We start from the raw sequence: 25,748 nt of genomic DNA, 5'->3' as shown, positions 1-25,748 counted from the left end.
CAAGGGGAAGAGGGAAGAGGGAAGAGGGAAGAGGGAAGAGGGAAGAGGGAAGACAAGAAGTATCCGGTATTTTCTTCATTCTTCAAGGCGCGCAGCGCCGGTCTTCGTCCTTCCTTCTTCCAGCCGCGCAGCGGCGGTACTTCCTTCTTATCGCAGCCAGATCACGCTGGCCATGCGCCCGGTCCTGCCGTCATCACGGCGATGGGAATAGAAGCGCGATTCGCAGGCGGTGCAGAAATGCCCTCCGCTGATGTGCGAAACACCCAGACGCTCAAGGCGAAGACGCGCCAGGCGGTATAGATCGGCCATGAAGTGGCCCAAGCGGTAGGGGCTCGGCTCGAAGGCACTGGCGGCGTCCGGCTGCACAGCGACGAAGGCATCGCGCACCTCGGGGCCGACTTCGAACTGGGCGTTGGAGATTGCCGGCCCCAGCCATACCAAAAGTTGCTCGGGTTCGACACCGAGCGCCGCCACACTGGCTTCCAGAACCCCACCGGCCAGGCTGCGCCAGCCGGCATGCGCCAGAGCCACTCGCGTCCCCAAACGGTCACAGAAAAAGACCGGCAGACAGTCCGCTGTCTGGACGACGCAGGCATAACGCTTGTCGAAGGCTACCGCTGCGTCGGCCTCAGGAAGATCCGGGGAATACTCTTGCTGGACCTTGGCGCCATGCACTTGGTCAAGCCAAAGCAACGGCCGGTCGTCGTCCAACTGAGCACGCAAAAGCTCACGACAACGCGCGACGCTTTGGGCATCGTCTCCCACATGCGTGGCGGTATTGAAGGCAGCGAACTCCCCCTGACTGGGACCGGTTTCGCGCGTGGTCACGAAGGCCCCCACCGTGGTGGGTGCCGGCCAGTCGGGCAGAATCAAGGTTGGGTGGAGGTGGTGCCGTGAGTCGGCGAAAGTATCCATCATCGCATGCTCTCATGATCGTCACGCAGGTAGTCCAGCAGCATTAGCAAATCGTCGGGCAACTCGGCTCGGAACGACATTTCCCGCCCACTGGTCGGATGCACGAACGCTAGCTTGCGGGCATGCAGGGCCTGGCGTGGAAAGGTACGCAGGAGCTCCTTGAGCCCCTCGTTGGCTGCGGGAGGCAGCTTGAGACGGCCACCATAGACACTGTCGCCGACCAGCGGAAAGCGCCGATACGCCAGATGCACGCGGATCTGGTGAGTGCGACCCGTCTCGAGCCGACAACGCACATGGGTATGACTGCGGAAGCGCTCGACCACTCGATAGTGGGTCACGGCCGGCTTGCCTGTTGCTGTCACCGCCTGGCGCTTGCGGTCCTTGGGATGGCGACCGATCGGTGCATCCACCGTGCCTCCCGAGGTCATCACGCCGGTCACCACGGCATCATACTCCCGCGCCACTGTGCGCGCCTGCATCTGTTCGACCAGAGAGGCCTGAGTGGTCAGTGTCTTGGCTACCACCATCAGACCGGTAGTGTCCTTGTCCAGGCGATGCACGATGCCGGCCCGCGGCACACTGGCAAGCTCCGGGCAATGATGCAGCAAGGCGTTCAATAAGGTGCCATCCGGATTACCCGCCGCCGGATGCACCACCAGGCCGGCTGGTTTGTCGATCACCAGCACCTCGTCGTCCTCGAAGAGGATATTCAAGGCAATGTCCTGAGGCTCGAAACGGTTGTCCTCCTCGAGTTCAGCATGTAGCTCGAGATGCTCACCACCATAGACCTTATCCTTGGGACGAGCCTGGCCACCGTCGAGCGTCAGGGCTCCTTGCTTGATCCAGGCCTTCAGCCGCTCGCGGGAAAAATCGGAGAAGATTGCGGATGCCGCCTGATCCAGGCGCTGGCCAGCCATGGCCTCGGGAACGCGTTCGCTGCGATGAAGGGTGTCGGTCATAGGAAGAGTTGCGCCTGTGCCTGGGATCGAGAGGCTTGCCAGAGTCGAGTCCACATACGGCACCGTATTTCATGGCGCTCGACAGTACTTTATAGTGAAGGCTTTATTGTGAGCCTAATGCGGTCGATTCTACCATGACCGCCCGGGCTGGTTGATACGAGGATCATGATGCGCGTTTTCACTAGCGGTACTCGGTTGGGTGCCATCGCTCTCGCTGTTGCTTTGCTGGCCGGCTGTGCCAGCACCGGCACCGACAACGATAGCGATGTTCCTCAGCTCTCGGAGAACGAACTCTACGAGCAGGCTCGCTCAGCGCTGGATAGCGGGAACTACAGCAATGCGGTCGACCGGCTCGAAGCACTCGATACGCGCTACCCCTTTGGCGATCATGCCGAGCAAGCTCAGCTCGAGCTGATCTACGCCTATTATCAGGTGGATAACTGGGAAGCCGCACGTGCCGCCGCCAGCCGCTTCATTCGCCTGAACCCCGACCATCCCCAGGTCGATTATGCTTACTACATGCGTGGCTTGGCAGCCTTCCAGGCCGGCCGCTTCAGCCTCGAACGTCTACGCCTGATCGATATCTCCAAGCGTGATCTGGGTGCCTCCCGCGACGCCTATACCGACTTCCGCGAACTAGTGCAGCGCTTCCCTGATAGCGAATACGCCCCCGATGCCCGTCAGCGTATCGTCTACCTGCGCAATGTGTTGGCCGAGCACGAATTGCATGTTGCGGATTTCTACCTGCGCAAAGGTGCCTACCTGGCAGCCGTGGAACGCGGCCGCTGGGTGATCGAGCATTATCCAGAGTCATCGGCTACCCGCGATGCTCTAGCGGTAATGGTGGAAGGCTATATGGGGCTCGAAATGCGCGACCGAGCACGTGAAGTGCTCACTGTTCTGATCGAGAACGACCCCGGCAATGAACGCCTGCGCGGACGGACCTTCCGCCCCCTGCACGTCGACGCCGAGCCATTGTCGGTGTAAGGGCTACGGGCTACGGGCTACGGGCTACGGATAGGAGGCTCTCCCATCAAGGCAGCACAAGCAACAACCGCTCGCCGCTCGTAGCCCGTTACTGGCGCGCAGCGCCTACTCCCCCGGCTGCCAGCCGTTGACGATCGGGTAGCGCCGGTCGCGGCCGAACCCGCGTGGCGTGACACGCACCCCCACTGGTGCCTGACGCCGCTTGTACTCGCAACGATCGACCAACTTGACCACCTGATAGACATCTTCGCGCTTGAATCCAGCGTCAATGATCGCTTCAGCGCTCATGTCGCCTTCGATATAGCGCGACAGGATGGCGTCCAGGGTATCGTAGCCGGGCAGCGAGTCGCTGTCCTGCTGCCCCTCCGCCAATTCGGCTGAGGGCGGGCGCTCGATCACTCGCTCCGGGATCGCCGGCTCCTGGACATTACGCCACTTGGCCAGACGATAGACCCATGTCTTGTAGACGTCCTTCAAGGCATTGTAACCGCCAACCATGTCGCCATAGAGGGTGGCATAGCCCACCGCCATTTCGCTCTTGTTGCCGGTGGTCAATACCATCAGCCCCTTCTTGTTGGAGATTGCCATCAGCAGGGTACCCCGTACTCGCGACTGAAGGTTCTCCTCGGTGGTATCGGGCACGGTGCCTGCAAAGGACTCCGCCAGCGTCTCGCTGAAGGCCTCGACGATCGAGGCTATCGGCAGCACCTCGTAATGCACACCGAGCATCTTGGCTTGCGCGGCGGCATCCTCCTTGGAAATTTCCGAAGTGTAGTGATAGGGCATCATCACTGCTTGAACGCGTTGCGCTCCCAACGCGTCCACGGCGATAGCCAGCGACAGCGCCGAGTCGATGCCACCGGAGAGACCCAGAACCACGCCCTTGAAACCGCTCTTGTTGACATAATCACGCAGCCCGGTAACCAACGCGCAATACAGGCTTTCCTCGGGAGCAAGCTCGGGCTCGACCTCCCCCTCTCGAGGCTCCCACCCCGACTTGGTCTTGACGAACTGTATCGGCATCAGCCCCACTTGCCAGTAAGGAGCCTGCACCTTGAGCCGTCCCTTGGCGTTGACTACCGCGGAACCGCCGTCGAAGACCAACTCGTCCTGCCCACCGATCTGGTTGACATAAACCAGCGGGCGGCGCACCTGCTCCGCACGCTCGGCCAGCAGCCGCAAGCGCTCGCTCGGCTTGTCCTGATGATAGGGTGAAGCATTGAGGGTGATCAGGATATCGGCCCCTGCCTCGCGAGCGGCACGCGCCGGCTCCTCCTCCCAGATATCTTCACAGATCAGGATGCCGAGGCGCGCGCCCTTGTACGTAAATACCAGCGTCTCCCGCCCCGGTTCGAAATAGCGCTGCTCGTCGAAGACCAGATAGTTGGGCAGCGCCTGCTTGGCGTACTCCGCCTGCCACTCACCGTTGTAGAGCAGCCCAGCCAGGTTGTAGGTCTTGCCTTCACGGCGCCCGGGGTAGCCGACGACTACCAGCACGTCGCGGTCGATCTTTTCGGCCATTTTCGCGCGAGCATCGCGCAGGCGCGTCTCCATCGAGGGTCGCAGCAGCAGGTCTTCCGGTGGATAGCCGGTCAGAAACAGCTCGGGCAACACCACAATGTCGGCACCGTGCTCGATGCGCGCTTCGCGTACCGTCTCGATGGCCAGGTCGGCATTTCCGGGAATATCGCCGACCAGGGGATCGAGTTGGGCCATCACCAGCGTCAAGTCTTGCATGGGCGTGGAAATCTCTCGAAACTCTTGGATATCTCTATTGTCCCGCATGGTCGCCTCGCAGGCAAAAGCGAGCGACCCTATCAGGGAGTCACATAAGGATGAATCTTTTGATCATTCGCCTGATCATCTTCGCCGTGCTGTTCTTCGCCGGCCTCAAGCTCTATCGCATGTACCGCGAGTGGAAGCTCGAGCGCGAGGAATGGCTCGAAAAAGACGCTACCCACAACGAAGGAGGTCACATGGTGCGCTGTACCTACTGCAACGTCCACCTCCCGGAAAGCGATGCCTTGCGCGAGCACGGCGAATGGTTCTGCTCGAGCGCTCACCGCGACAAGTACCTGGAAGAACGGAAAGAGCAGGGCTGACCCCTTTCAACATCTCAAGGGTCGATACGGCGCGGGGTCGACGATCGGCTCGCGGCCCAGCAACTGGTCGACCAGCAGCCGGGTCGAGGCCGGCGCCAACACTAGCCCGTTGCGGTAATGCCCAGCGTTGACATGCAGGTTGTCAAACCCCGGCAGCCGGCCAATGAAAGGTATCCCGTCCGGCGACCCGGGCCGCAGTCCTGCCCAATGATGCTCGATCTCGCAATCGGCCAGAGCGGGGACGATTCGCGTGGCACTGTGCCAAAGCGAATCGCACGCCTCCATGGTTGGCGTCTTGTCGAAGCCGACCTCTTCCAGGGTCGAACCGGCCAGCACCCGCCCGTCTCCACGGGGAATCACGTAGCGTCCGTCCATCAGCACCACCCGGCTCACCAACCCCGGTGGCGCCTTGAACAGGATCATCTGTCCCTTGACCGGACGTACCGGTAGGCGTATGCCGATACTCTCCACCAACTGCGCTGCCCACGCCCCACCACATATGATCACCTGCCCGTTTGCCTCGGGTACTGCAAACTCGCCAATGGCGGTCTCCACCGCCGCGATACGTTCCTCTTGGCGGCGCAGCCCAATCACCTCGACACCTTCTTTCAGGGATACCCGGGACATGGCCGACAAACGTGCACGCAATGCTTTGACCAGGCGTGGATTGCGAATGCTGCCCAGGGTCGGCATCCACAATGCCCCGTCGCAGCCAGGTGCGGCATTGGGTTCCTTGGCGTAGAGGAAGTCACTGTCGACCCGTTCGAGCGGCTTGCCCACCACACGCGCCCACGCCAATGCTTCGGCTTCATCTTCGACTCGCAGATAGAGAAGTCCTTTTTGGCAGTATTCCGGATCGATGCCAGTCTCTTCCAGCAAGCGCAAGGACAGCTCGGGATAATACCCCTCCGACCAGCGTGACAAATTCGAGATGGGCGCACTATATCGCCAAGGATACAGCGGCGAGACGATGCCACCTCCCGCCCATGAGGCCTCGCGTCCACAGTCGCCACGTTCGAGCAACGTCACCTCATGGCCGGCATCGGCCAGTTGCAGTGCCGTCATCATACCGATGACCCCACCCCCCACGATCAGAAAATCACTCACGACGGACAATCTCTCACACAATGTTGCGGTTTGGCTTGCAGCGGACCCGTTTATACTGGAGCCTCCAGCACCCCTGCCAGGGAGGGCAGCATGCGATCTCATCGCCAGCATAACAGGCCGGAGCACCACTTTTGCTGGTCCACTTGTCACTTAGACCATCAGGTGAAGGGATTCACGCTGATCGAGCTACTGGTGGTGATCGCGGTGACAATCCTGATGGCAGGCTGGGCAATCCCGAGCCTTCAAGCCTTCACCGCCCGTCACCAGGTCGCCACGGAAGTCCTGCGTATCAAGACGGCCCTGGCCCAGACGAAGAATACCGCGGTGACGCGCCGAACCGACATCAGTGTCTGCCCCAGCCGCGACCAGGAGGCATGTCTAAGCGACTGGACGGCACCGCTGATGATCATCCAAGGCCGTGCCGATGGCGGTTCGCGAGGTGCCGACGAGCCCATCCTGAAAGTCCTGCCCGCTAGCGAGGTAGCCACCATCACCTTTCGCAATGGCTCCTCTGTCATTCGTTTCCCGGCGACTGGCTGGCCGCGAGGATATAACGGGACCTTCAATATCTGCGGAAACCACGGCCAGGCGGCTCAGGTGGTGATGAGCAACCTGGGGAGGGTACGTACAGCAGGCAAAGGCGAGTGCTGAGGGGCCTCCTCGCGATACGCTCATTGGATGACAGCGTTTCGGTTTGCCACCCTGAACCTGATGGTGCGCTGCATCTCGTCCTCCCCGCCAATCGCGGGAAAGCGAATATCGACATCGACAAAGCTCAACCCGCCGCCTCCTGCCGGAAATATGATTTTTTCCACACCGGATACCAATGGCTGAGTCCCTTTCGGATGGTTATCACAGTCATACCCCACCTTGACGGTTGCCGTCGCTTCTTCGAAGGCATACTCGACCCGGGTCAGCGCTTCGCCCATGGAACAATGGGGATCTTCCTTCCGTGTACCCGTATATGTCAGGGTCAAGATGTCGTCATCCCCACTGATGGTCATGCCATCACGGTCCGCCGTACGAATATCCAGGGAAAGGGTATCGACAAGAAAGCGCAGCGTTTCCTGTCGCTCCGCCAGTGCCTCGACTCGATCGAACGAGCGTTTTCCGCTAATGAAGAGCTGAAACGCGCCTAGCGTGACGAACAAGCCGATCACCAGCGCAACCATCAACTCGATCAAGGTCAAGCCCCGTTGTGCGCTGGCCAGCGTTTTGGCATATCGCCCGTTGTCCATCAGGACTCCCCGGGCAAATGTACGAGATAGGTCAGGGTCGAGATATCTCCTTCGGCTTCGAAGCGATCGTCATCCCAGGTCACGGTGATCAGGTACTCGCAACCGCCCGGTTTCCTTGTCGTGATGGTGCTTCCTCTCAAGCCAGGCAGGACATTGCCCCAATGGGCCAGCCACCGGCTCTGTACACCGCCGGCACTGGGACAGGTGCCGTTCATAACACCAAGTTCAACCCACAATCGCTCATTGGCATCCGAAGCGATGACGGTAGCCAATGAGCGCTGATACGAAACATGAGCCCCCTGTATCGCCTTGAGCTGCATTGCTGCGGCTCCCAGAAGGCCAAACGACAGAACCAGCAGGGCGATCAAGGCCTCGACCAAGGTGAACCCCTGGGACCGCGTTGCGCTACCAGCAGTCATCGGGGGCCCGCTCCCCTCTGTGATTCAGGCTCAGGCTGCCACAGCGATCTCCCGCCTGCCCTTCCTGGGGAATAGCCGATAAGGCGAAGGTAGTGGAAGTCAACGTGGTAGCGGTCACGGTGTAATGCCCGCTCTCGGACGCCATACCGCTTGAATCGAGACCTGGAACACACCCCTCATAGGAGCTGCTCGCCGTGTAGCAACGCTCCAGTCGGCTGGCGACTTGCATCAACATGGACTGCCCATCGACACGCCGAGCCCGCTCGACATGGTCGGTATAATGGGGATAAGCGATGGAGGCGAGTATGGCGATCACCACGACGGCTATCATCAACTCGATCAGTGTAAAGCCTGATGACTGCGTCAGCCTTGCGGGTCTCGCCACGTCGAGGCCTCTCCCGTGGAGTCGAAGCAGGTTCTTGTCGATATCTATTCGCTGACGATCACCTGTTCCCGCAACTCACGGGGCATGGAGAAGGTAATGGTCTCCTCGCGACCGACTCGCTCTTCCGGCGCATCGGCACCCAGCGAACGTAGCCGTTCGATCACGCCCTCGACCAACACTTCCGGGGCGCTGGCGCCTGCGGTGATGCCGATGGTGCCGATGCCTTTGAGCCAGGATGCGTCGATCTGACTGGCGTCATCGACCAGATAAGCTGGAGTGCCGACCCGCTCGGCGAGTTCTCGCAAACGGTTGGAGTTGGAACTGTTGGGGCTACCCACCACCAGCACCAGATCGCACTCCGCGGCCAGCCCGCGTACAGCGTCCTGACGGTTCTGGGTGGCATAGCAGATATCGTCCTTGCGTGGCCCCTGGATCTCGGGGAATCTGGCGCGCAAGGCATCGATCACCCGCGCGGTGTCGTCCATCGACAGCGTGGTCTGGGTGACGAAGGCCAACCGGCCCGGATCCTTGACCTCGAGTGCCGCCACATCGGCTTCGTCCTCCACCAGATAAATGGCACCGCCATGCGAGGTGTCGTAGCGCCCCATGGTGCCTTCCACTTCCGGGTGCCCCTGATGGCCGATCAAGATGCACTCCTCGCCACGCCTGGCGTAGCGCAGGACCTCCATGTGCACTTTGGTGACCAGTGGGCAGGTGGCGTCGAACACACGCAGCCCGCGTCGCTCGGCCTCTTCCTGCACTGCACGGGAAACGCCGTGAGCGGAGAAGATCACGATAGTGTCGTCGGGCACTTCATGCAGCTCCTCGACGAAGATCGCGCCACGATTGCGCAGCGTGTCGACCACGAAGCGATTGTGCACGACCTCGTGACGCACATAAATCGGCGGGCCGAACACATCCAGGGCACGATTGACGATCTCGATGGCGCGATCGACGCCAGCACAGAAGCCGCGGGGATTGGCCAGCTTGATCTGCATGTTTGCCTCGCTTGCCCGTTAAAGGCTCAATGCGTGGTTGCGGGACGAACGCTGATGACTTCCACTTCGAAGGTCAGGGTACGCCCAGCGAGCGGATGATTGAAGTCGACTTCCACCCGGTCGCCCTCGACATTGGCGATCACTCCGGGAAGCTCTCCACCAGAGGGGTCGGCGAACGACATTACCGTGCCCACCTCCAGCTCGATATCCTCGAAGTCCTCGCGCTTGAGCAGTTGCACATTCTGCGGATTATGCTGCCCGAAAGCACGCTCTGGAGGAATCTCGTAGCAACCGGTATCACCATCGGTCAGTCCTTCGATTGGGGACTCGAAACCCGGTGGCAGGTTGCCGTCGCCGACCTGAAACGTAGCCGGCGCCTTGTCTCGAGTGGAATCGACCACGGTGCCGTCCTCGAGTTTGAGGGTGAAGTGCAGGGTGACTTCCATGCCTTCACCGATACGGTAATCGCTCATCGTTACCCCTCTTGCCAGCCGCCTGGCTCATCGATAGTGACTCAGGATTTCTTGTGACCTCGCACATCGCGCAATGATTCCCAGATCAGCCCACAGGCTCCCAGAGTAATGGCGACGTCAGCCAGGTTGAAAGCAGGGAAGTAATACTGCCCCCAGTAGAAGGAAAGGAAGTCGACCACATAGCCATGCGTCAACCGATCGTAGAGATTGCCCAACGCACCACCGATGATCAACGCCAGCGCCGCCGCCAGCAGCGTCTCGCGTGCCTTCAAACGGCTCATCCAGATCGACAGGCCAATGCTGGCGCCAATGGCGACCACAGCAAAGAACCAACGCTGCCAGCCATCGTGGCCGGCCAGGAAGCTGAACGCCGCCCCGGTGTTGTGCAACAACGTCAGGTTGAATATCGGCAGGATCTCCACCGGCTGCCCATAAGTCAGCCAAGCACTGGCCATGGCCTTGGTCGCCAGGTCGAGCACGATCACCAACGCCGCCAGCCACAGCCAGCGCAACGGCCGATGCATGGGCCGGTCGCGCAGTTCCCGATGCTCAGGCATAGTGACGCTCTTCACCCGGACCCTCCGGCAGGTTAGAGACACAGCGCCCACACAGATCCGGATATTCAGCATGGCTGCCGACATCCTCGCGTTGATGCCAGCAGCGTTCGCACTTGGCGTACGGGGAAGCGAATACCGCAACCTTCAGCCCGTCGAGCTCAGTCGCCTCAGCCTTGTCACCTTCAGCCAAGGGCGCCAGTCGCACATCGCTGGTCAGCAGCACGAAACGTAGCTCATCGCCCAACCGCGCCAGCGTGGCATGTAAGCCATCATCGACATGAAGAGTGACCTCAGCGGCCAGGCCACTCTTGATCAGCTTGGCATTGCGAGCGTCTTCCAGGCATTTATTGACTGCCTGCTTGACTTCCAGCACCTGCTCCCAGAAGTCACGTCCGAACTCAGCATCCTCGGCAAGCGTACCGAGCCCCTGATAGTAGGTTTCCAGCAGTACGCTGTCGCGACGTGTTCCCGGGATATGCTCGTAGATCTCCTCGGCGGTGAACGACAGGATCGGTGCTACCCAGCGAGCCAGAGCCTCGACCACAAGATAGAGCGCGGTCTGGCAACTGCGTCGCGCCAGCGACTCGGCCTGGGTGGTGTACTGGCGATCCTTGATCACATCGAGGTAGAAGCCACCCAGTTCACGCGCGCAGAAGGTATGCACCTGCTGGTAAACATCGAGGAAACGGTAGTCGGCATAGGCCTTCTCGATGCGCGCCTGGAGCTGAGCGGCCCGATCGACCACCCACTGATCCAGCGCTAGCATGTCGTCGAACGCCACGGCATCGCGGTCGGGCTCAAAGCCTTTGAGGTTAGCGAGCAGGAAGCGCGCCGTGTTACGGATACGCCGATAGACGTCGGCGGTGCGCTTGAGGATCTCGTCGGAGACCGCCATCTCGCCCGAATAGTCGGTGGAGGCGACCCACAGACGCAGGATGTCGGCGCCCAGCTTGTCCATGACCTCCTGGGGAGCGACGACATTGCCCACCGACTTCGACATCTTGCGCCCTTGGGCGTCGACGGTGAAGCCATGGGTCAACAGGCCGCGATAGGGTGGGTGGCCGTCGATGGCGCAGCCGGTCAGCAGCGACGAGTGGAACCAGCCGCGGTGCTGGTCGGAACCTTCCAGATAGAGGTCGGCACGCGGCCCCTGCGAATGACCCAACTGATGGGAGTCGCGAAGCACGTGCCAGTGCGTGGTGCCGGAGTCGAACCACACATCCAGGGTATCGTTGACCTTCTCGTAATCGCCGGCCTCGTCGCCCAACAGTTCAACCGGGTCGAGACGGAACCAGGCATCGATTCCCTCCTTCTCCACGCGCTTGGCGACGTCTTCCATCAACTCCACGGTACGCGGATGCAATTCGCCGGTCGTCTTGTGCAGGAAAAAGGGGATCGGCACACCCCAGTTACGCTGGCGCGAGATGCACCAGTCGGGGCGATTGGCGATCATCGAGTGCAATCGCGCCTTGCCCCAGGTGGGGGTGAAACGCGTCGCCTCGATGCCTTCCAGGGCACGCCGGCGCAGGCTCTTGCCATCAGCGCCTTCACGATCCATGCCGACGAACCACTGCGCGGTAGCGCGGTAGATCACCGGTGTCTTATGGCGCCAGCAGTGCATGTAGCTGTGGGTGATGGTCTTGTGCGCCAGCAGGGCCCCGACTTCTTCGAGCTTGGCAACGATCGCCGGGTTGGCCTTCCAGATCAGTTGCCCGCCGAAGAAGGGCAGATCATCGGCATAGACGCCATCGCCCTGCACCGGATTGAAAATCTCGTCGAAGCCCATGCCATGCGCCCGGCAGGTAACGAAGTCGTCCTCGCCATAGGCCGGCGCCGAGTGGACGATACCGGTACTGCCGACGTCACTCTCCACATAATCGGCCAGGTAGACCGGTGACAGGCGATCGTAGAGCGGGTGACGGAACTTGATCCGGTCGAGCCGCGCTCCATGGGCGGTGGCGATGATTCCACCCTCGAGACCGAAACGCTCGAGACAGCTTTCCACCAGCGCTTCGGCCAAGATCAGCAGGCGGTCACCGACATCGACCAGCGCATAGGCGAAGTCGGGATGAACGTTCAGCGCCTGGTTGGCGGGAACGGTCCAGGGAGTCGTCGTCCAGATCACGATGGCCGCTGGCTTGGGCAATTCGCTCAGACCAAAGGCGTGGGCCAGCTTGTCCTCGTCGGCGCAGGGGAAGGCCACATCGATGGCATCGGACTTCTTGTCGGCATACTCGACTTCCGCCTCGGCCAATGCCGAGCCGCAGTCGAAGCACCAGTTGACCGGCTTGAGCCCCTTGAACACATATCCTCCCTGGACCATCTCGGCCAAGGCACGGATCTCGCCAGCCTCGTTGACGTAGTCCATGGTGCGATAGGGGTTGTCCCAGTCACCGATCACGCCCAGGCGCACGAAGTCCTTCATCTGCTCCTGGATCTGCTCGCCAGCGTATTCACGGCACAACTTGCGCGCCTCTTCCGGCGGCAGGTGCTTGCCGTGAATGGTCTCGATCTTGTGCTCGATGGGCAAGCCATGGCAGTCCCAGCCAGGCACATAGGGAGCGTCGAACCCGGCCAGGCTCTTCGATTTGACGATAATGTCCTTGAGGATCTTGTTGACGGCATGCCCGATATGGATGCTGCCATTGGCATAAGGAGGGCCATCGTGGAGCACGAAGGACTCACGTCCCCGGCCCTCCTTGCGCAGGCGCTGGTAGAGCTTCATTTCCTGCCAGCGCGCCACGCGGTCGGGCTCGCGCTTGGGCAGGTTGCCACGCATCGGGAAATCGGTCTCGGGCAGGTTCAGGGTATGCTTGTAGTCGCTCATGAGTGTCCGTCATCGTCGCACCCGGCGGCCAAAGGGCCCACCGAGGAATCGGAAGTCGCAGCCTCGCGCGCCAGCGGCGCCGATGCCAGAGGAAGTGCCGCATCGTTGACTGCCACGTCTAATGGAGTGGAGTCACGCAGCTCGTGCCGGTCGAAATAGCGGCGCGCTTGGACCAAATCGGCCTCTATCTGACGCTTGAGAGCCTCGAAGCCATCGAAATTGATCTCGCCGCGCAGTCGCGCGCAGGGAATCACCACCAGACGCTGGTCGTAGAGATCCTCGTCGAAATCGAACAGGTGGACCTCGAGTACCGGCCGGGTACTCCCCACCGTGGGCCGCCAACCGATGTTCGCGACTCCGGTGAAGCGACGACCATCGGGTAACTCGGTGACTACCGCGAATACCCCGCGCAATGCCAGCGGCAATGGCAACAACGGCAGGTTGGCTGTCGGCACACCGATAGTGCGCCCCAACTGCTGATCAGCGACCACGCGCCCGCCCAGCTGATAGGGGCGTCCCAGCATGCGCCGGGTCTGGGCGAAGTTACCGCAGGCCAACAAGGTACGCACCCGCGAACTGGAAACGCGTTCGTCGTCGAGGATGAAAGTGCGAGTATGCTCGACGTCGAAGCCACGACCTGGCCCAGCCTCCCGGCCGACCTTGGCGAGCAGAGCGAAGTCGCCATCACGCTCGCAGCCGAAACGGAAGTCGTCACCCACCACCAAATGACGCACGCCCAAGCCCTCGATCAGGACACGGTCGATGAACTCACGGGCCGTGAGGCGACGCAGCGCGTCATTGAACGGCAGGCACAGCACTCTCTCCGCGCCATGATCGACCAGCAACTTTACCTTGTCGCGCAGCCGTGTCAGGCGTGGCGGTGCCTGGTCACCGGCGAAATATTCGCGAGGCTGTGGCTCGAAAACCACCACCGTTACCGGCAACCCGAGGGACGCCGCTCGCTCGCGACACTGCTCGAGAATCGCTTGGTGGCCGCGGTGCACACCATCGAAGTTGCCGATGGTCGCCACGCAGCCACGGTGCTCCTCGCGCAGGTTGTGCAGTCCTCGGATCAATTCCATGCGTCGCTTACGACCTGTCAAAGTCTTCAATTATAACGGTCAGCCTATCAGGCGCCTATCCGTCCCGTCGCCTATCCACTCAGCCGAAAATGCCGCAGGCGGATCCCTACCAGTGCCAGCCAGGCGAAGTAGGCTGCCACTCCTCCCACCACCAGGCCAGCCAGGTGGAGCACTCGGGTTCCAAGCCCCCAGCCCAGCCACTGTTGCCAGTCCGGCGCCAACCAGGCGAGTCCCACTCCCAGTACCAGGCATCCACTACCCAGTTGGCAGGCAAAGCGGCCCCAGCCAGGCTGGAAGGACAGTACCCCCTCCTTATATAGCAACCGCCCCAGTAGCCCGGCGTTCAGAAACGCCGCCAGCGCCGTAGCCAATGCCAGGCCAGCGTGTGCCAGCGGCCAGATCAAGATCAAGTTCAACACCATGTTGGCTACCATGGCGATGATCCCGACCTTGACCGGCGTTTTAGTATCCTGACGTGCGAAGAAGCCCGGGGCCAGCACCTTGATCAGCATGAAGGCCACCAACCCCAGCGCATAGGCGCGCAGGCTCATCGCCGCCATGGCGATATCGCGATCAGTCATGGCCCCGTAATGGAACAGGCTGATCAACAGCGGCTCGGCCAGTACCGCCAACGCCAGTGCCGCTGGTAGGCCCAGCAACAATACCGCACGCAGTGCCCAATCGAGCATCTTGGCAAAGTGCTCGGACGAACGCTCCGCATGCCGCTTGGACAACGCCGGCAGGATCACTGTGCCGATGGCGATACCGAACACTCCCAGCGGCAACTCCACCAAACGATCGGAGTAGTACAACCAGGACACGCTGCCCGGCGTCAGCAGCGAAGCCAGCACGGTGTCCAGCAACAGGTTGATCTGCGACACCGAAACCCCGAACAGCGCCGGCGCCATCAGCAACAGGATGCGTCGGACCCCGGGATGGGCAAAGCTTGGCCAAGGGCGAGGCAGGACCCCCAAGCGAGCCAGGAACGGAACCTGGAAGGCCAACTGCGCGACACCAGCGATCAACACCCCCCAAGCCAAGGCCATCGCCGGCTCATCCATCAGCGGCGTCAGCAGCACGGCAACACCGATCAGCGACACATTCAACAACACAGGTGTGAAGGCCGGTACCGCGAAGCGACTCCAGGTATTGAGCACGCTACCGGAAAACGCCGTCAGCGAGATCAACATCAAATATGGGAACGTCAACCGCAGCATGTCGGCGGTCATGGCCAACTTCGCCGGGTCACGCCCAAAGCCCGGAGCGAATAGCCATATCAGCCAGGGAGCCGCCAACATGGCCAGCGCCGAAAGCAGTGCCAGTACCACCGTGAGGCTGCCGGCCACCGCATCCAGCAATTCGCGTACCTCGGCCCTCGAGCGATGGGTGACGTACTCCGAAAGCACCGGAACGAAGGCCTGGTTGAATGCCCCTTCGGCAAACAACCGACGCATGAAGTTGGGGATCTTGAACGCAACGAAGAAGGCATCGGCCCCGTTGCCGGCACCGAGCAGGGCAGCGATCACCACATCCCGCGCCAACCCCATGACCCGAGAGAGCATGGTCATGGCACTGACGATCATGCCCGAACGCATCAGCCCGGCACGGCCCGGCGGCTGAGCAGTTGCCACTGTGCCCAAGGTTTCAGTCGTCGAGGATGTCTGTCGGTCGTCGTTGCTCACGCTGATCGTCGTGTCGTGTTGTCCTGAAATCCGTTGCCCATAAAGGACTCGGCACAAAAAAACCGGCCGAAGCCGGTTTTTTGCAGGATTCCCTGGAAACCAGCACCTGAAAAGGCGCAACGGATTCCGGTATGTTCCTGAAGCGTCCGGCTTACGCAGCCAGCGCCTTAATTCGCTTGTTCAGACGGCTCTTCAGACGCGCCGCCTTCTTCTTGGACAGCACGTCCTTGTCGGCGATCCGATCGATCACCGGCTGCGCGAGCTTGAACTCGGTCATGGCCTGAGCGTGGTCGCCACCGTTGATGGCCTTGATGACACGCTTGACGTAGGTACGAACCATGCTGCGCTGGCTCGCCTTCAGTACACGGCGGCTTTCCGCCTGGCGGGCACGCTTGCGGGCTTGCTTACTGTTAGCCACTACTGTCTCCTTGGAGAAATTTTCACCGTCTATTCGGTAACCATTTGACCTGACTGGAAAAGCGACAGCATTTCCAGCCGGCTTGCCCTACTTTGGCTGAAGTCAACCACCGGGCCATGTCTGAGAGGATGGCGCATTCTATCATGCTGCCTGGCCCCTTGCCACATCCCGCATGTCCTGGTGACGTGCCATCCAGGACCGACGAGTGTCCCTTTACAGCACAACCAGATTGTCACGATGAATCAGTTCCGGCGCTTCCATATAGCCGAGAATCGATTCGATCTGGTGACTGGACCTGCCGAGAATCTTCAACGCTTCCTCGGCACCATAGTTGACCAGCCCCTTGGCGATCCGCTCGCCGTGCTCGTCGACACAAACCACCATGTCACCACGCACAAAGTTACCCGATAGCGCCTTGACACCCACCGGCAGCAGGCTGGAGCCGCGCCCCCGCAACACCTTGACCGCACCAGCATCCAACGTGAGACTGCCACGCACCTGAAGCTGTCCCGCCAACCAGCGCTTCCGCGCGGCAATCGGCGCCTGCTCAGGACGCAACAAGGTTCCTAGACGCTCGCCCTCGCTCAACCGAATCAGCACTTCGGGCTGGCGGCCGCTGGCGATCACCGTGACGGCCCCCGAACGCGCCGCCAGCCTGGCCGCTAGCACCTTGGTGGTCATACCGCCACGCCCCAGAGCGCCACCAGTGCCAGCCACCGCGGCCAGGGCAGGATCGCCGGCGCGCCCCTCATTGATCAGACGCGCCCCGGGATGATACCGGGGGTCGGCATCGTAAAGCCCTTCCTGATCGGTGAGGATGACCAGCGCATCGGCCTCGAGCAGATTGGCCACCAAGGCTCCCAAGGTGTCGTTGTCACCGAAGCGGATCTCATCGGTGACAACGGTATCGTTCTCATTGATCACCGGGACCACACGCAAGTCGACCAGTGTACGCAGCGCCGAGCGGGCGTTGAGATAGCGCTTGCGGTTGGACAAATCATCATGGGTCAGCAGGATCTGGGCAGTGATCAGGCCATGGCGGGCGAAATGCCCCTCATAGCATTCGGTGAGACCGTTCTGACCCACCGCAGCAGCGGCCTGCAGCTCATGCACGGTGGACGGCCGTGACCGCCAACCGAGCCGCACCATGCCAGCAGCCACGGCTCCGGACGAGACCAGGATCACCTCGATACCGCGCCGATGCAGCTCAGCGATCTGGTCGACCCAGCCGCCGATGGCGGCCTCGTCGAGATCCCGCCCGTCATTGGTCAACAGCGCACTACCGATCTTGACCACCACCCGCCGTGCGCCGGCCAAGGCCTCGCGCCCCGGAGCCCGTTCGTTGCTCACGATTCTTTCTCCTGAAGCCTGGATCACTCAAGGCACGTATTCGACCTCGACATCATAATCATCGTCGTCAAAGTCGTCGTCATCCCCTTCGTCATCACGCTTGCGCTTGCGCCCCAGCCGCGCCTCGGTGCGCGCCACCGCCTCGGCCTCCATACGTTCGCGCATTTCGCGCTCCCGTTCCGCAGCCTCTTCGTCCTCGTTCTCCAACCGTCTCTGCTCGGTCAGCCAACGATGGCAGGCCTGCACCAGGGCCTCGGTTCCATCACCACTGATGGCCGAGATGCGAAAAACCGGCCCTTCCCAGGCCAGTCGCTCAACGATCTCTTGAGCACGCGCCTCGCGCTCGCCTTCCGGCAGCAGATCGAGCTTGTTGAGCACCAGCCAGCGCGGCCGCTCGGAGAGTGCCTGCGAGAACTGCTCGAGTTCGTGCACGATCGCATGTACGGCCTCAACCGGATCGGACTCATCGAACGGCGCTACATCCACCACGTGCAGCAACAGCCGGGTGCGTGTCAGGTGCTTGAGAAAACGCAGTCCCAGGCCAGCGCCATCGGAAGCCCCTTCGATCAACCCTGGCACGTCGGCCATCACGAAGTGCTCATGCTGGCCAAGCTTCACCACTCCCAGATTGGGTACCAACGTGGTGAATGGATAGTTGGCGACCTTGGGCTTGGCGGCCGAAACGGCACGAATCAGCGTCGACTTGCCGGCATTGGGCATACCCAGCAAGCCGACATCAGCCATCACCTTCATCTCCAGGCGCAGGTTGCGACGCTCCCCCTCGGTGCCCGGCGTGGTGCGACGGGGGGCGCGGTTGGTAGAGGACTTGAAGTGCACATTGCCAAGTCCGCGACGCCCACCCTGAGCCACTAGCACCACCTGGCCGGCCTCGGTAACGTCGGCGATCACCTCAAGGGTGTCCTCGTCGATCACCGTGGTGCCTACCGGCACCTTGACATGCAGGTCGTCGCCGGCCTTGCCGCTCATCTGACGTCCCATGCCTGGTTGGCCATTCTGGGCCTTGTAGAAGCGCTGGTACTTGAAATCGATCAAGGTATTCAGAGCATCGTCACCGATCAGGTAGACGCTGCCCCCATGGCCGCCATCACCACCGTCGGGACCGCCCTTGGGCACGTACTTCTCGCGGCGGAAACTCAGGCAGCCATTGCCGCCCTTGCCGGCCTCGACGATGATCGAGGATTCATCGACGAACTGCATCTATCACTCTCCTGACGGCCACGCCGCCATGATACGCGAAGGCCCCGCCTAGGCGGGGCCTTCCTGGGCCGTGCCCGAAGGAGGTCTCTACGACACTAGAGTGTCTCGACTTCCCTTCGCATGCACGGCCTTGTCCAAGCTCGGGCTGTCTCAGGCGGAGACAACGCTCACGAACTTGCGGCTCTTCGGACCCTTGGTCTCGAACTTGACCACGCCCTCGTTCAGCGCGAACAGCGTGTGGTCCTTACCGATACCAACACCGGCGCCGGCGTGAAACTTGGTTCCGCGCTGACGGACGATGATGTTACCCGGGGCGACGGCCTGACCGCCGAACAGCTTGACACCCAGGCGTTTGGATTCGGAATCGCGACCGTTACGCGTGGAACCGGCAGCCTTCTTGTGAGCCATTGCAAAATCCTCGCTCGTTGAGGGGCTTCCGCTTAGGCGGAGATCCCGGTGATCTTGACTTCAGTGAACCACTGACGGTGGCCCTGACGCTTCATATGGTGCTTGCGGCGACGAAACTTGATGATCCGCACTTTTTCACCACGGCCGTGGGAGACGACCTCGGCCGCCACCTTGGCACCCTCGACCAGCGGCGCACCGACCTTGACGTCGTCACCATCGGCAACCAGCAGCACCTGGTCGAATTCGAGAGTCTCGCCAGTCGGCACTTCCAGCTTCTCGAGCTTCAGGGTCTGGCCTTCCTGGACGCGATACTGCTTGCCACCGCTTTTGATAACTGCATACATAGTAGACACTCTCCAAACACTCATCGGGTTGCGCTCTTCATCGACCTGCGGCGAATGGCGCCCCTTTTGGCAGCCATCTGACAGGGAGCATGATGAGTAGGGTCGCGGATTATAACCGCACGCCCAGCACAGCACAAGAGGAAGCCCTGTTCGCTCCCCCTTGCTTGACGCCTCTGGGGGGCCCCCATAGCATTACCCCCAGCCCAAGGCCGGCGAGGCACGCAGCCAAGCCCGGCCCCACCTTATACAAGCAGCTACCCCATGCAGCCAACAGCTTCACCCATCCATGCCGTGGTGGCGAACGATTTCGCTGCCGTCGACCGTACTATCCTAGCCCAATTGGCCTCTCGGGTGCCGCTCGTCGAAACCATCGGCCACTACATCATCGAAAGCGGCGGCAAGCGCTTGCGCCCGTTGCTGGTACTGCTGGCTGCACGCTCGCTGGGATACGAAGGTGACAAACACATAACCCTCGCCACCCTGATCGAGTTCATGCACACCTCCACCCTGCTGCATGACGACGTGGTCGACGAGTCGCACATGCGCCGTGGTAAGGCCACAGCCAACGATGCCTGGGGTAACGCCCCCTCCGTGCTGGTCGGTGACTTCCTTTATTCGCGCTCGTTCCAGATGATGGTCGAGATCGGCTCGATGCGAGTCATGGAAGTGCTTTCCTCCGCCACCTGCACCATCGCCGAAGGCGAAGTGCTTCAATTGACCAATGTCGGCAACCCCGATGTCGATGAGGCCGCCTATTTCGATACTATCCAGGGCAAGACGGCAATGTTGTTCGAAGCCGCCTCGCACAGTGGAGCGATTCTCGCTGGCGCCAGCCCCGAGCGAGAAGCCGCCTTGCAATACTATGGTCGCTATCTGGGCCTGGCCTTCCAACTCATTGACGATCTGCTTGACTACCAAGGTGACGCCCAGGCCATGGGCAAGAACGTCGGAGACGACCTCGCCGAAGGCAAGCCTACCCTACCGCTGATCCAGGCCATGGCCACCGGCACCCCGGCCCAAACCAAGCTTATTCGCCAAGCGATTCGCCAGGGTGGCCTCGAGCGTCTCGACGACGTGCTCACCATCGTCCGCGATACCGGCGCACTGGAATATACCCGCGCCCGCGCCGAGGAGATGGTAGCCAAGGCACTGGAACAGCTCGATACACTACCCCCCAGCCACTACCGCGATAGCATGGCCGACCTCGTCCGGCTGGCCGTCGACCGCCAGACATGAACCCATTGCATATTGCATCTGCTTTGGGAGTCCGTATAATGACCCACCGTTGAGGCGCCAGCCCAACATCGTCGGAGCGTAGCTCAGCTTGGTAGAGCGCTGCCTTCGGGAGGCAGAGGTCGTAGGTTCGAATCCTGTCGCTCCGACCAGAATTCCATTCGAAACGCCCACTATGGATCGCCCGAGTGGGCGTTTGCGTTCCTCCGCTTTTCATCCCTCATAGTCATGTTAAATCGCTGGCATCGAGAGAAACCAGCGGCCGCTTGCACTTTCCTGGTTCACACTGATCGATATAACAACACCACGATCAGGGAGCCCACGATGCAACGCCTCTCACTGGACAGGGCCGTGCTGCAGGTACACGACTTGGATGCCATGGCTCGCTTCTGTAGCGAGGTTCTGGTGCTGCCGCTCTTGCTGCGCACAACCACCGGCGCCACCTTCGAACTGGGCACCGACGAGGACGGCCACACTCAGGTAATGATGCTGCTGGCCGCCGATCAGCCGTCGCCGCCCCGGCGCATGACGCTGGAAGTCAGCGACGCGGAGTTTCCCGCCACCTGTGAGCACCTGCGCCGCCATGGTGCGACACTGTTCGAGAGCGAGGGCAGCAGCGCCCCCGGGTGTGCCTGGCGTGTGCTGCATTGCCAAATGCCCGAGGGACACCACTTGCAAGTGATCAGCATTGACCCTCGCCGTTGTGCGCCACCGACCCCGCGGTTTGCCATATCGCAAGATCACGACTAGACATCGTCATCGTCTTCTTCGTTTCTTGCTGTCTGACGGGCCACCCGAGCCTTATGCGCCTTGTTGCGACGATAGAGCCTCACCAAGGCGATCCACAACGCTGCGATTACCATCAAGGCCAGCGTCCATCCCTGCCAGAGGCGGGCGGCATCGCCCATCAAGGTTTCCAGCGTGATGATGGCAATGAATCCCAGTGCCTGGCTGGCAATGGCCAGGGCGCGCAGTACGTCGAAGGCAGGCTTGGCCATATAGGCTCCCGAAGCGGGTGAGTGACAGCCCGTCGTGGCGACATTAGGCTAGCGGTAGAGTGTGGCATTGTAACCCGCTCGCTCAGATACGCCGACCCTGGATCAACAGAAGCGATTCGACTCGTCATGGATGCCATTGCCATCGGCCCGGTATTGATTTCCCTCCCCCGCCTGTATGCCTTCGTCGCAGCACTGGTTCTGCTGCTGGCCAGCCTGCTGTTGCTGGGGCTGCCCCGCCAGCGACACATGCACTGGTTCAACACCTTGTTGGTCGTCTGGTTGGTGGGCGCCAGACTGGGCCATGTGTTGACCCACATCGAAACCTATGCCGCGGCACCACTGGATATTCTCAAGTTCTGGCAACCCGGCTATCACGGCTTGTGGGGGCTGCTGGCAGCGGCGATCTGGACCGCCTGGGCGCTGCGCGATCATTTCCTGCGCCTGATCGGCGGCCTGGCCTTGGTGGCGGGGAGCTCGGCCTTGTGGCTGGTGCTGATGACGCTTAGCCCGCTGGGCAACGATATGCCGTTGCGTGAGCTGCCGGATCTGGCCCTGGAGGATCTCGATGGCAACCACGTCAATCTGCAAGACCTGCAAGGAGAGCGCGTGCTGATCAACCTCTGGGCCACCTGGTGCCCTCCCTGCTTGCGCGAGATGCCGATGCTTGCTAGAGCCAGTAGTCGCGACGATGTCACCGTGGTGGTCGCCAACCAGGGCGAGGACTTGATGCAAGTGGCTCGTTACCTCGACGAACAGGAACTCGAGTTTCGCTACTCGCTGCTCGACCCCCATCAGGAGCTGATGGTCTTGACTGGATCACCGGGATTGCCGACCACCCTGCTGTTCGACACCAATGGCCGCTTGCGCGAACACCATGCTGGCGAACTCTCGCAAGCCCAACTGAACGCTTGGCTCGACAGCCCCTAACGGAGCGGCAGCAACAATTTCTCTTTCCCGAGCCTTAAGTGGCGGGATACTTTCCGGTACCATACCGCGCCCTGCCGACGCCCGGGTCCAATGCGACCCGTGGACGGGCGGCCTCCGACTTGCGCAGCACCCTGTTGATCATCCGAGGCAACATGAGCGAATTTTCTCCCGGTCAGCGCTGGATCAGCGACGGCGAAGCCGAGCTGGGTCTGGGCACCGTCCTGAACTGTGATTTCCGCACCGTGACCGTACTCTTCAGCGCCAGCCAGGAAACCCGTACCTACAGCACCCGCCAGGCCCCACTGACCCGCGTGGTCTTCGGCAGCGGCGATCGTGTCCAGTCCACCGAAGGCTGGCAGTTGATCGTCGACGACAGCAAGGAAATCGATGGTCTGATCGTCTACATTGGCGAAGACGATCAAGGCCAGGTCCGCGAGCTCCCCGAGGCACGCCTGGCCGACACCATGCAGTTCGACCAGGCCCGCGACCGGCTGCTGACCGGCCAGATCGACCGCAACGACTGGTTCGACCTACGCTTTCGCACCCTGCATCACCATCACCGCATCGAGCAGAACCCGGCACTGGGACTGGCCGGCCCCAAGATCGACCTGATTCCACACCAATTGTACATCGCCGACGAAGTAGCGGGGCGCCATGCCCCGCGCGTACTGCTGGCCGACGAAGTGGGTCTGGGAAAGACCATAGAGGCCGGTTTGATCCTTCATCGCCTGCTGCTCACCGGTCGTGCCGAGCGGGCGCTGATCCTGGTTCCCGACAGCCTGACCCACCAATGGCTGGTGGAACTGCTGCGCCGCTTTGCCCTCGAGGTTACCCTGCTCGACGAACACCAGAGCCAGGCCCAGGGGGACACAAACCCCTTCGACAGCGGTCAGTTGATCCTGGCCAGTCAACAATGGCTTTTCGCCAATCCCCACCGCCAGACACAGGCCGAAGCCTGCGACTGGGACCTGCTGATCGTCGACGAGGCTCATCACCTGGAGTGGACTCCCGAGAGCAGCAGCCCTGGCTACTCCTGTATCGAACGCCTGTCGGCCGCCACCGCTGGTATGCTGCTGCTGACTGCCACACCCGAACAGATGGGCATGGAGAGCCACTTCGCACGCCTACGCCTGCTCGACCCCGATCGCTACCAGAACCTCGAACGTTTCAAGGCGGAAGAACAGGGTTACGTGCATGTCGCCGAGGCCATCGACGCGCTGGAGCGGCTACCCTTCAGCGACTCCGTCAATCGCTCGAAGAGCATGGCCGATCGCGACAGCATTGGCGCCGTGATCGATGACCCAGACAGCCAAGCGCTGCTCGATACCCTGACCGACCCGGAGCGTAGCCCAGCGCAGCATGAGTCGGCACGTGCCCAGCTTCGCGAACAATTGCTCGACCGACACGGCACTGGCCGGGTGATGTTCCGCAATAGCCGTCGACATGTCGGAGGCTTTCCCGAGCGCCACCTGCACCTCGCCCCACTCGAGCTGCCCTCACCCTATCGCCGCGTGCTGCGTCGTCTGGCACGCGACGAGGACTATCTGGACGAACTACTGATTGAAACCGGCCTCGATCATCCAGAGGTAGTGCTGCATCTGGACACCATGTACCGCGCCCTGGCCGATGACCCACTGAATGCCGAACCTTGGTGGCAATTCGACCCGCGCGTCACTTGGCTGCTGGAGCTGCTCACCGAATCCGGCAGTGACAAGATTCTGGTGATCGCCCACCATCGCGACACCGCCATTGGCCTCGCCGAAGGGCTGCGTGTGCTAGGCGGTGTGCATGCACCGGTATTCCACGAGGGCATGTCGCTGGTCGAGCGTGACCGCGCCGCGGCCGCTTTCGCCGACATGGAAGAAGGTAGTCAGGTGATGGTGTGTTCGGAGATCGGCTCCGAAGGGCGTAACTTCCAGTTCTGCCGCCACCTGGTGATGTTCGACTTGCCGCTACACCCCGATCAGCTCGAGCAACGCATCGGACGACTCGACCGAATCGGCCAGCAGCATGCCATCGAGCTGCATGTGCCAGTCTTCGAAGACAGCCCCCATGCCCGGCTATTGCGCTGGTACGACGAGGGAATGGACGCCTTCAGCGCCCCGCATGGCATCGGCAACGAGCTTTACGATGCCTTTGGCGATGCCCTGGCCGACGCCCTGCTCGACACCGATGGACTCGACGAGATCATCGACGAAACGCGCGCGCTGTTCACCGCCAAGCTCGCCGAGCGCGATGCCGGACGCAATCGGCTGCTGGAACTCAATGCCTGCCGCCATGATCGCGCCGAGAGTGTGGCGCAAGCCATCCGCGAGCTCGACGACGATCCAGCGCTGCCACGCTATCTCGACCAGGCGCTGGACATTTTCGGCGTCGACAACCAGGAGCTCGGCGGCGACCTGATGCTGCTTCAGCCCAGCCCACAGATGCTCGATGGCCTGCCGGGACTGGTGAAGGGTGAAGAAGGGTTCACGGCGACTCTCGCGCGCTCGACCGCCTTGGCACGTGACGACGTTCAACGGCTATCGTGGGAGCATCCCCTGCTGCGCGAGATGATGGGCCGCATCCTGAGTGGCACCATGGGCAATACCGCTCTGGCACTGCTAAAGCATCCGGCGATTCCTCCCGGCCGCGTGATGGTCGAGCTGATCTTCCGCACTCAGTGCCCGGCCCCCAAGCGGCTGCACGTCAATCGTTTCCTGCCGCCCACGGCGGTGCGGGTATTGCTCGATGAGTCGGGCGCCAATCTCTCCGACAAGGTCTCCTTCAATGGACTGTCGAAGAACCTGCAGAAGGTCAAGAAGGCGGTAGCCCGTGACTTGATCAAGAGCCGCCACGACCAGTTGCGAGACTTGCTGAGCCAGGGCGAAGCGGAAGCCGAGCGCGAACTGCCAAGCATCGTCGAGGCAGCCCAGCTCCGCATGCGCAATAGCCTGAATGCCGAGCTGGCACGACTTCAGGCACTTTCACGGCACAACCCCGCAGTACGCGAAGATGAATTGCAGGCGCTACGCGACGAACGCACCGCTCTGGACAGCGCTATCGAGAATACTCGCTTGCGTCTGGACGCGGTGCGCGTGATCGTCACGGTGGACAAGGATAGCCGCTGAATTGCCCACAT

General features: G+C 61.6%; 26 protein-coding genes and 1 tRNA gene. 8 read left to right on the top strand and 19 right to left on the bottom strand.

Annotated elements, in window-relative coordinates; all coding sequences use genetic code 11:
• Positions 1-147: 147 nt before the first annotated feature.
• Together pgeF and rluD are read right to left on the bottom strand one after the other, a co-directional pair.
• On the bottom strand, positions 148-918 hold the full coding sequence (gene pgeF, locus IE093_RS17340) for a peptidoglycan editing factor PgeF (protein WP_229803687.1): 771 nt from the start codon (positions 916-918) through the stop codon (positions 148-150).
• The gene (gene rluD, locus IE093_RS17335; protein ID WP_189471379.1) at positions 915-1,874 is read right to left on the bottom strand and encodes a 23S rRNA pseudouridine(1911/1915/1917) synthase RluD; all 960 of its coding nucleotides are present in this window, start codon (positions 1,872-1,874) and stop codon (positions 915-917) included. Before rluD ends, pgeF begins: the two co-directional genes overlap by 4 nt.
• A 168-nt stretch (positions 1,875-2,042) precedes the next feature.
• Here rluD and IE093_RS17330 point away from each other — a divergent pair, with 168 nt between their 5' ends.
• Positions 2,043-2,861 carry an outer membrane protein assembly factor BamD gene (locus IE093_RS17330; RefSeq protein ID WP_189471405.1) on the top strand — a complete coding sequence of 273 codons (819 nt, stop codon included), beginning with the start codon at positions 2,043-2,045 and terminating at the stop codon, positions 2,859-2,861.
• A 105-nt stretch (positions 2,862-2,966) separates the two neighbouring features.
• Here IE093_RS17330 and IE093_RS17325 read toward each other — a convergent pair whose 3' ends face one another.
• Positions 2,967-4,598 (bottom strand): NAD+ synthase, encoded by a 1,632-nt coding sequence (locus tag IE093_RS17325; RefSeq protein WP_189471377.1) that lies wholly within the window; start codon positions 4,596-4,598, stop codon positions 2,967-2,969.
• Between the two features lie 98 nt (positions 4,599-4,696).
• Between IE093_RS17325 and IE093_RS17320 the strand changes: the two genes are divergently transcribed.
• The gene (locus IE093_RS17320) at positions 4,697-4,963 is read left to right on the top strand and encodes a PP0621 family protein (protein ID WP_189471375.1); all 267 of its coding nucleotides are present in this window, start codon (positions 4,697-4,699) and stop codon (positions 4,961-4,963) included.
• Positions 4,964-4,969: 6 nt separating this feature from the next.
• Here the strand turns inward: IE093_RS17320 and thiO are convergent, their stop codons facing one another.
• Positions 4,970-6,070 carry a glycine oxidase ThiO gene (gene thiO / locus IE093_RS17315; RefSeq protein ID WP_189471373.1) on the bottom strand — a complete coding sequence of 367 codons (1,101 nt, stop codon included), beginning with the start codon at positions 6,068-6,070 and terminating at the stop codon, positions 4,970-4,972.
• A 162-nt stretch (positions 6,071-6,232) separates the two neighbouring features.
• Between thiO and IE093_RS17310 the strand changes: the two genes are divergently transcribed.
• Positions 6,233-6,721, top strand: a complete 489-nt coding sequence (locus IE093_RS17310) for a GspH/FimT family pseudopilin (protein ID WP_189471371.1) — start codon at positions 6,233-6,235, stop codon at positions 6,719-6,721.
• Between the two features lie 20 nt (positions 6,722-6,741).
• Here the strand turns inward: IE093_RS17310 and IE093_RS17305 are convergent, their stop codons facing one another.
• From IE093_RS17305 to rplU, 14 genes are all read right to left on the bottom strand, one after another.
• Positions 6,742-7,308: a PilW family protein gene (locus IE093_RS17305; protein ID WP_189471369.1), complete on the bottom strand. Its 567-nt coding sequence runs from the start codon at positions 7,306-7,308 to the stop codon at positions 6,742-6,744.
• The gene (gene pilV / locus IE093_RS17300) at positions 7,308-7,727 is read right to left on the bottom strand and encodes a type IV pilus modification protein PilV (protein ID WP_189471367.1); all 420 of its coding nucleotides are present in this window, start codon (positions 7,725-7,727) and stop codon (positions 7,308-7,310) included. Before pilV ends, IE093_RS17305 begins: the two co-directional genes overlap by 1 nt.
• The gene (locus tag IE093_RS17295; protein WP_308427212.1) at positions 7,714-8,112 is read right to left on the bottom strand and encodes a type IV pilin protein; all 399 of its coding nucleotides are present in this window, start codon (positions 8,110-8,112) and stop codon (positions 7,714-7,716) included. Before IE093_RS17295 ends, pilV begins: the two co-directional genes overlap by 14 nt.
• Before the next feature lie 44 nt (positions 8,113-8,156).
• Positions 8,157-9,110, bottom strand: coding sequence for a 4-hydroxy-3-methylbut-2-enyl diphosphate reductase (gene ispH, locus IE093_RS17290; RefSeq protein ID WP_189471365.1), 954 nt, complete (start codon positions 9,108-9,110; stop codon positions 8,157-8,159).
• 26 nt (positions 9,111-9,136) lie between these two features.
• Positions 9,137-9,583, bottom strand: coding sequence for an FKBP-type peptidyl-prolyl cis-trans isomerase (fkpB, locus tag IE093_RS17285; protein WP_189471363.1), 447 nt, complete (start codon positions 9,581-9,583; stop codon positions 9,137-9,139).
• A 41-nt stretch (positions 9,584-9,624) separates the two neighbouring features.
• Positions 9,625-10,140, bottom strand: coding sequence for a signal peptidase II (gene lspA / locus IE093_RS17280; RefSeq protein ID WP_189471401.1), 516 nt, complete (start codon positions 10,138-10,140; stop codon positions 9,625-9,627).
• Positions 10,133-12,967 carry an isoleucine--tRNA ligase gene (ileS, locus tag IE093_RS17275; RefSeq protein WP_189471361.1) on the bottom strand — a complete coding sequence of 945 codons (2,835 nt, stop codon included), beginning with the start codon at positions 12,965-12,967 and terminating at the stop codon, positions 10,133-10,135. Before ileS ends, lspA begins: the two co-directional genes overlap by 8 nt.
• The gene (ribF, locus tag IE093_RS17270; protein WP_189471359.1) at positions 12,964-14,049 is read right to left on the bottom strand and encodes a bifunctional riboflavin kinase/FAD synthetase; all 1,086 of its coding nucleotides are present in this window, start codon (positions 14,047-14,049) and stop codon (positions 12,964-12,966) included. The genes ileS and ribF overlap by 4 nt, the downstream gene beginning before the upstream one ends.
• Positions 14,050-14,120: 71 nt before the next feature.
• Positions 14,121-15,644: a murein biosynthesis integral membrane protein MurJ gene (gene murJ, locus IE093_RS17265; protein ID WP_189471399.1), complete on the bottom strand. Its 1,524-nt coding sequence runs from the start codon at positions 15,642-15,644 to the stop codon at positions 14,121-14,123.
• A 238-nt stretch (positions 15,645-15,882) separates the two neighbouring features.
• Positions 15,883-16,149, bottom strand: coding sequence for a 30S ribosomal protein S20 (gene rpsT, locus IE093_RS17260; RefSeq protein WP_189471357.1), 267 nt, complete (start codon positions 16,147-16,149; stop codon positions 15,883-15,885).
• A gap of 213 nt (positions 16,150-16,362) precedes the next feature.
• Complete coding sequence (gene proB, locus IE093_RS17255) at positions 16,363-17,502, bottom strand: glutamate 5-kinase (RefSeq protein WP_189471397.1); 1,140 nt, start codon at positions 17,500-17,502, stop codon at positions 16,363-16,365.
• A gap of 24 nt (positions 17,503-17,526) precedes the next feature.
• Positions 17,527-18,717: an Obg family GTPase CgtA gene (cgtA, locus tag IE093_RS17250; protein WP_189471355.1), complete on the bottom strand. Its 1,191-nt coding sequence runs from the start codon at positions 18,715-18,717 to the stop codon at positions 17,527-17,529.
• A gap of 150 nt (positions 18,718-18,867) precedes the next feature.
• The gene (rpmA, locus tag IE093_RS17245; protein WP_189471353.1) at positions 18,868-19,125 is read right to left on the bottom strand and encodes a 50S ribosomal protein L27; all 258 of its coding nucleotides are present in this window, start codon (positions 19,123-19,125) and stop codon (positions 18,868-18,870) included.
• Between the two features lie 32 nt (positions 19,126-19,157).
• Entirely contained in the window at positions 19,158-19,469 is a 312-nt protein-coding gene (rplU, locus tag IE093_RS17240) for a 50S ribosomal protein L21 (RefSeq protein WP_189471351.1), read from the bottom strand.
• Positions 19,470-19,730: 261 nt separating this feature from the next.
• Here rplU and ispB point away from each other — a divergent pair, with 261 nt between their 5' ends.
• The 3 genes from ispB (at position 19,731) to IE093_RS17225 (ending at position 21,452) form a co-directional block, all read left to right on the top strand.
• The gene (ispB, locus tag IE093_RS17235; protein ID WP_189471349.1) at positions 19,731-20,705 is read left to right on the top strand and encodes an octaprenyl diphosphate synthase; all 975 of its coding nucleotides are present in this window, start codon (positions 19,731-19,733) and stop codon (positions 20,703-20,705) included.
• A 72-nt stretch (positions 20,706-20,777) separates the two neighbouring features.
• A tRNA-Pro gene (locus tag IE093_RS17230) sits at positions 20,778-20,854 on the top strand.
• Positions 20,855-21,026: 172 nt separating this feature from the next.
• Positions 21,027-21,452, top strand: a complete 426-nt coding sequence (locus IE093_RS17225) for a VOC family protein (RefSeq protein WP_189471347.1) — start codon at positions 21,027-21,029, stop codon at positions 21,450-21,452.
• Here IE093_RS17225 and IE093_RS17220 read toward each other — a convergent pair.
• Complete coding sequence (locus IE093_RS17220; protein WP_189471345.1) at positions 21,449-21,700, bottom strand: hypothetical protein; 252 nt, start codon at positions 21,698-21,700, stop codon at positions 21,449-21,451. The two genes, IE093_RS17225 and IE093_RS17220, sit on opposite strands and share 4 nt — an antisense overlap.
• A gap of 126 nt (positions 21,701-21,826) precedes the next feature.
• On the opposite strand from IE093_RS17220, the gene IE093_RS17215 reads away from it, so the two are divergent.
• Entirely contained in the window at positions 21,827-22,627 is an 801-nt protein-coding gene (locus IE093_RS17215; RefSeq protein ID WP_189471343.1) for a TlpA disulfide reductase family protein, read from the top strand.
• A gap of 152 nt (positions 22,628-22,779) precedes the next feature.
• Positions 22,780-25,737, top strand: coding sequence for an RNA polymerase-associated protein RapA (rapA, locus tag IE093_RS17210; RefSeq protein WP_189471341.1), 2,958 nt, complete (start codon positions 22,780-22,782; stop codon positions 25,735-25,737).
• Positions 25,738-25,748 lie beyond the last annotated feature (11 nt).

Origin of the sequence: Litchfieldella qijiaojingensis (assembly GCF_014651875.1) — a bacterium.
Classification (GTDB): Bacteria; Pseudomonadota; Gammaproteobacteria; order Pseudomonadales; family Halomonadaceae; genus Litchfieldella; species Litchfieldella qijiaojingensis.
This window is presented reverse-complemented; position numbering and strand designations above follow the sequence as displayed.

What these genes read in the sequence shown, in the direction of transcription:
- pgeF (WP_229803687.1), bottom strand. Translation starts at nt 918, where the DNA reads ATGATGGATACTTTCGCCGACTCACGGCACCACCTCCACCCAACCTTG.
- rluD (WP_189471379.1), bottom strand. Translation starts at nt 1,874, where the DNA reads ATGACCGACACCCTTCATCGCAGCGAACGCGTTCCCGAGGCCATGGCT.
- IE093_RS17330 (WP_189471405.1), top strand. Translation starts at nt 2,043, where the DNA reads ATGCGCGTTTTCACTAGCGGTACTCGGTTGGGTGCCATCGCTCTCGCT.
- IE093_RS17325 (WP_189471377.1), bottom strand. Translation starts at nt 4,598, where the DNA reads ATGCAAGACTTGACGCTGGTGATGGCCCAACTCGATCCCCTGGTCGGC.
- IE093_RS17320 (WP_189471375.1), top strand. Translation starts at nt 4,697, where the DNA reads ATGAATCTTTTGATCATTCGCCTGATCATCTTCGCCGTGCTGTTCTTC.
- IE093_RS17305 (WP_189471369.1), bottom strand. Translation starts at nt 7,308, where the DNA reads ATGGACAACGGGCGATATGCCAAAACGCTGGCCAGCGCACAACGGGGC.
- pilV (WP_189471367.1), bottom strand. Translation starts at nt 7,727, where the DNA reads ATGACTGCTGGTAGCGCAACGCGGTCCCAGGGGTTCACCTTGGTCGAG.
- ispH (WP_189471365.1), bottom strand. Translation starts at nt 9,110, where the DNA reads ATGCAGATCAAGCTGGCCAATCCCCGCGGCTTCTGTGCTGGCGTCGAT.
- fkpB (WP_189471363.1), bottom strand. Translation starts at nt 9,583, where the DNA reads ATGAGCGATTACCGTATCGGTGAAGGCATGGAAGTCACCCTGCACTTC.
- lspA (WP_189471401.1), bottom strand. Translation starts at nt 10,140, where the DNA reads ATGCCTGAGCATCGGGAACTGCGCGACCGGCCCATGCATCGGCCGTTG.
- ileS (WP_189471361.1), bottom strand. Translation starts at nt 12,967, where the DNA reads ATGAGCGACTACAAGCATACCCTGAACCTGCCCGAGACCGATTTCCCG.
- ribF (WP_189471359.1), bottom strand. Translation starts at nt 14,049, where the DNA reads ATGGAATTGATCCGAGGACTGCACAACCTGCGCGAGGAGCACCGTGGC.
- murJ (WP_189471399.1), bottom strand. Translation starts at nt 15,644, where the DNA reads ATGCGTTCGGGCATGATCGTCAGTGCCATGACCATGCTCTCTCGGGTC.
- cgtA (WP_189471355.1), bottom strand. Translation starts at nt 18,717, where the DNA reads ATGCAGTTCGTCGATGAATCCTCGATCATCGTCGAGGCCGGCAAGGGC.
- rpmA (WP_189471353.1), bottom strand. Translation starts at nt 19,125, where the DNA reads ATGGCTCACAAGAAGGCTGCCGGTTCCACGCGTAACGGTCGCGATTCC.
- rplU (WP_189471351.1), bottom strand. Translation starts at nt 19,469, where the DNA reads ATGTATGCAGTTATCAAAAGCGGTGGCAAGCAGTATCGCGTCCAGGAA.
- ispB (WP_189471349.1), top strand. Translation starts at nt 19,731, where the DNA reads ATGCAGCCAACAGCTTCACCCATCCATGCCGTGGTGGCGAACGATTTC.
- IE093_RS17225 (WP_189471347.1), top strand. Translation starts at nt 21,027, where the DNA reads ATGCAACGCCTCTCACTGGACAGGGCCGTGCTGCAGGTACACGACTTG.
- IE093_RS17220 (WP_189471345.1), bottom strand. Translation starts at nt 21,700, where the DNA reads ATGGCCAAGCCTGCCTTCGACGTACTGCGCGCCCTGGCCATTGCCAGC.
- IE093_RS17215 (WP_189471343.1), top strand. Translation starts at nt 21,827, where the DNA reads ATGGATGCCATTGCCATCGGCCCGGTATTGATTTCCCTCCCCCGCCTG.
- rapA (WP_189471341.1), top strand. Translation starts at nt 22,780, where the DNA reads ATGAGCGAATTTTCTCCCGGTCAGCGCTGGATCAGCGACGGCGAAGCC.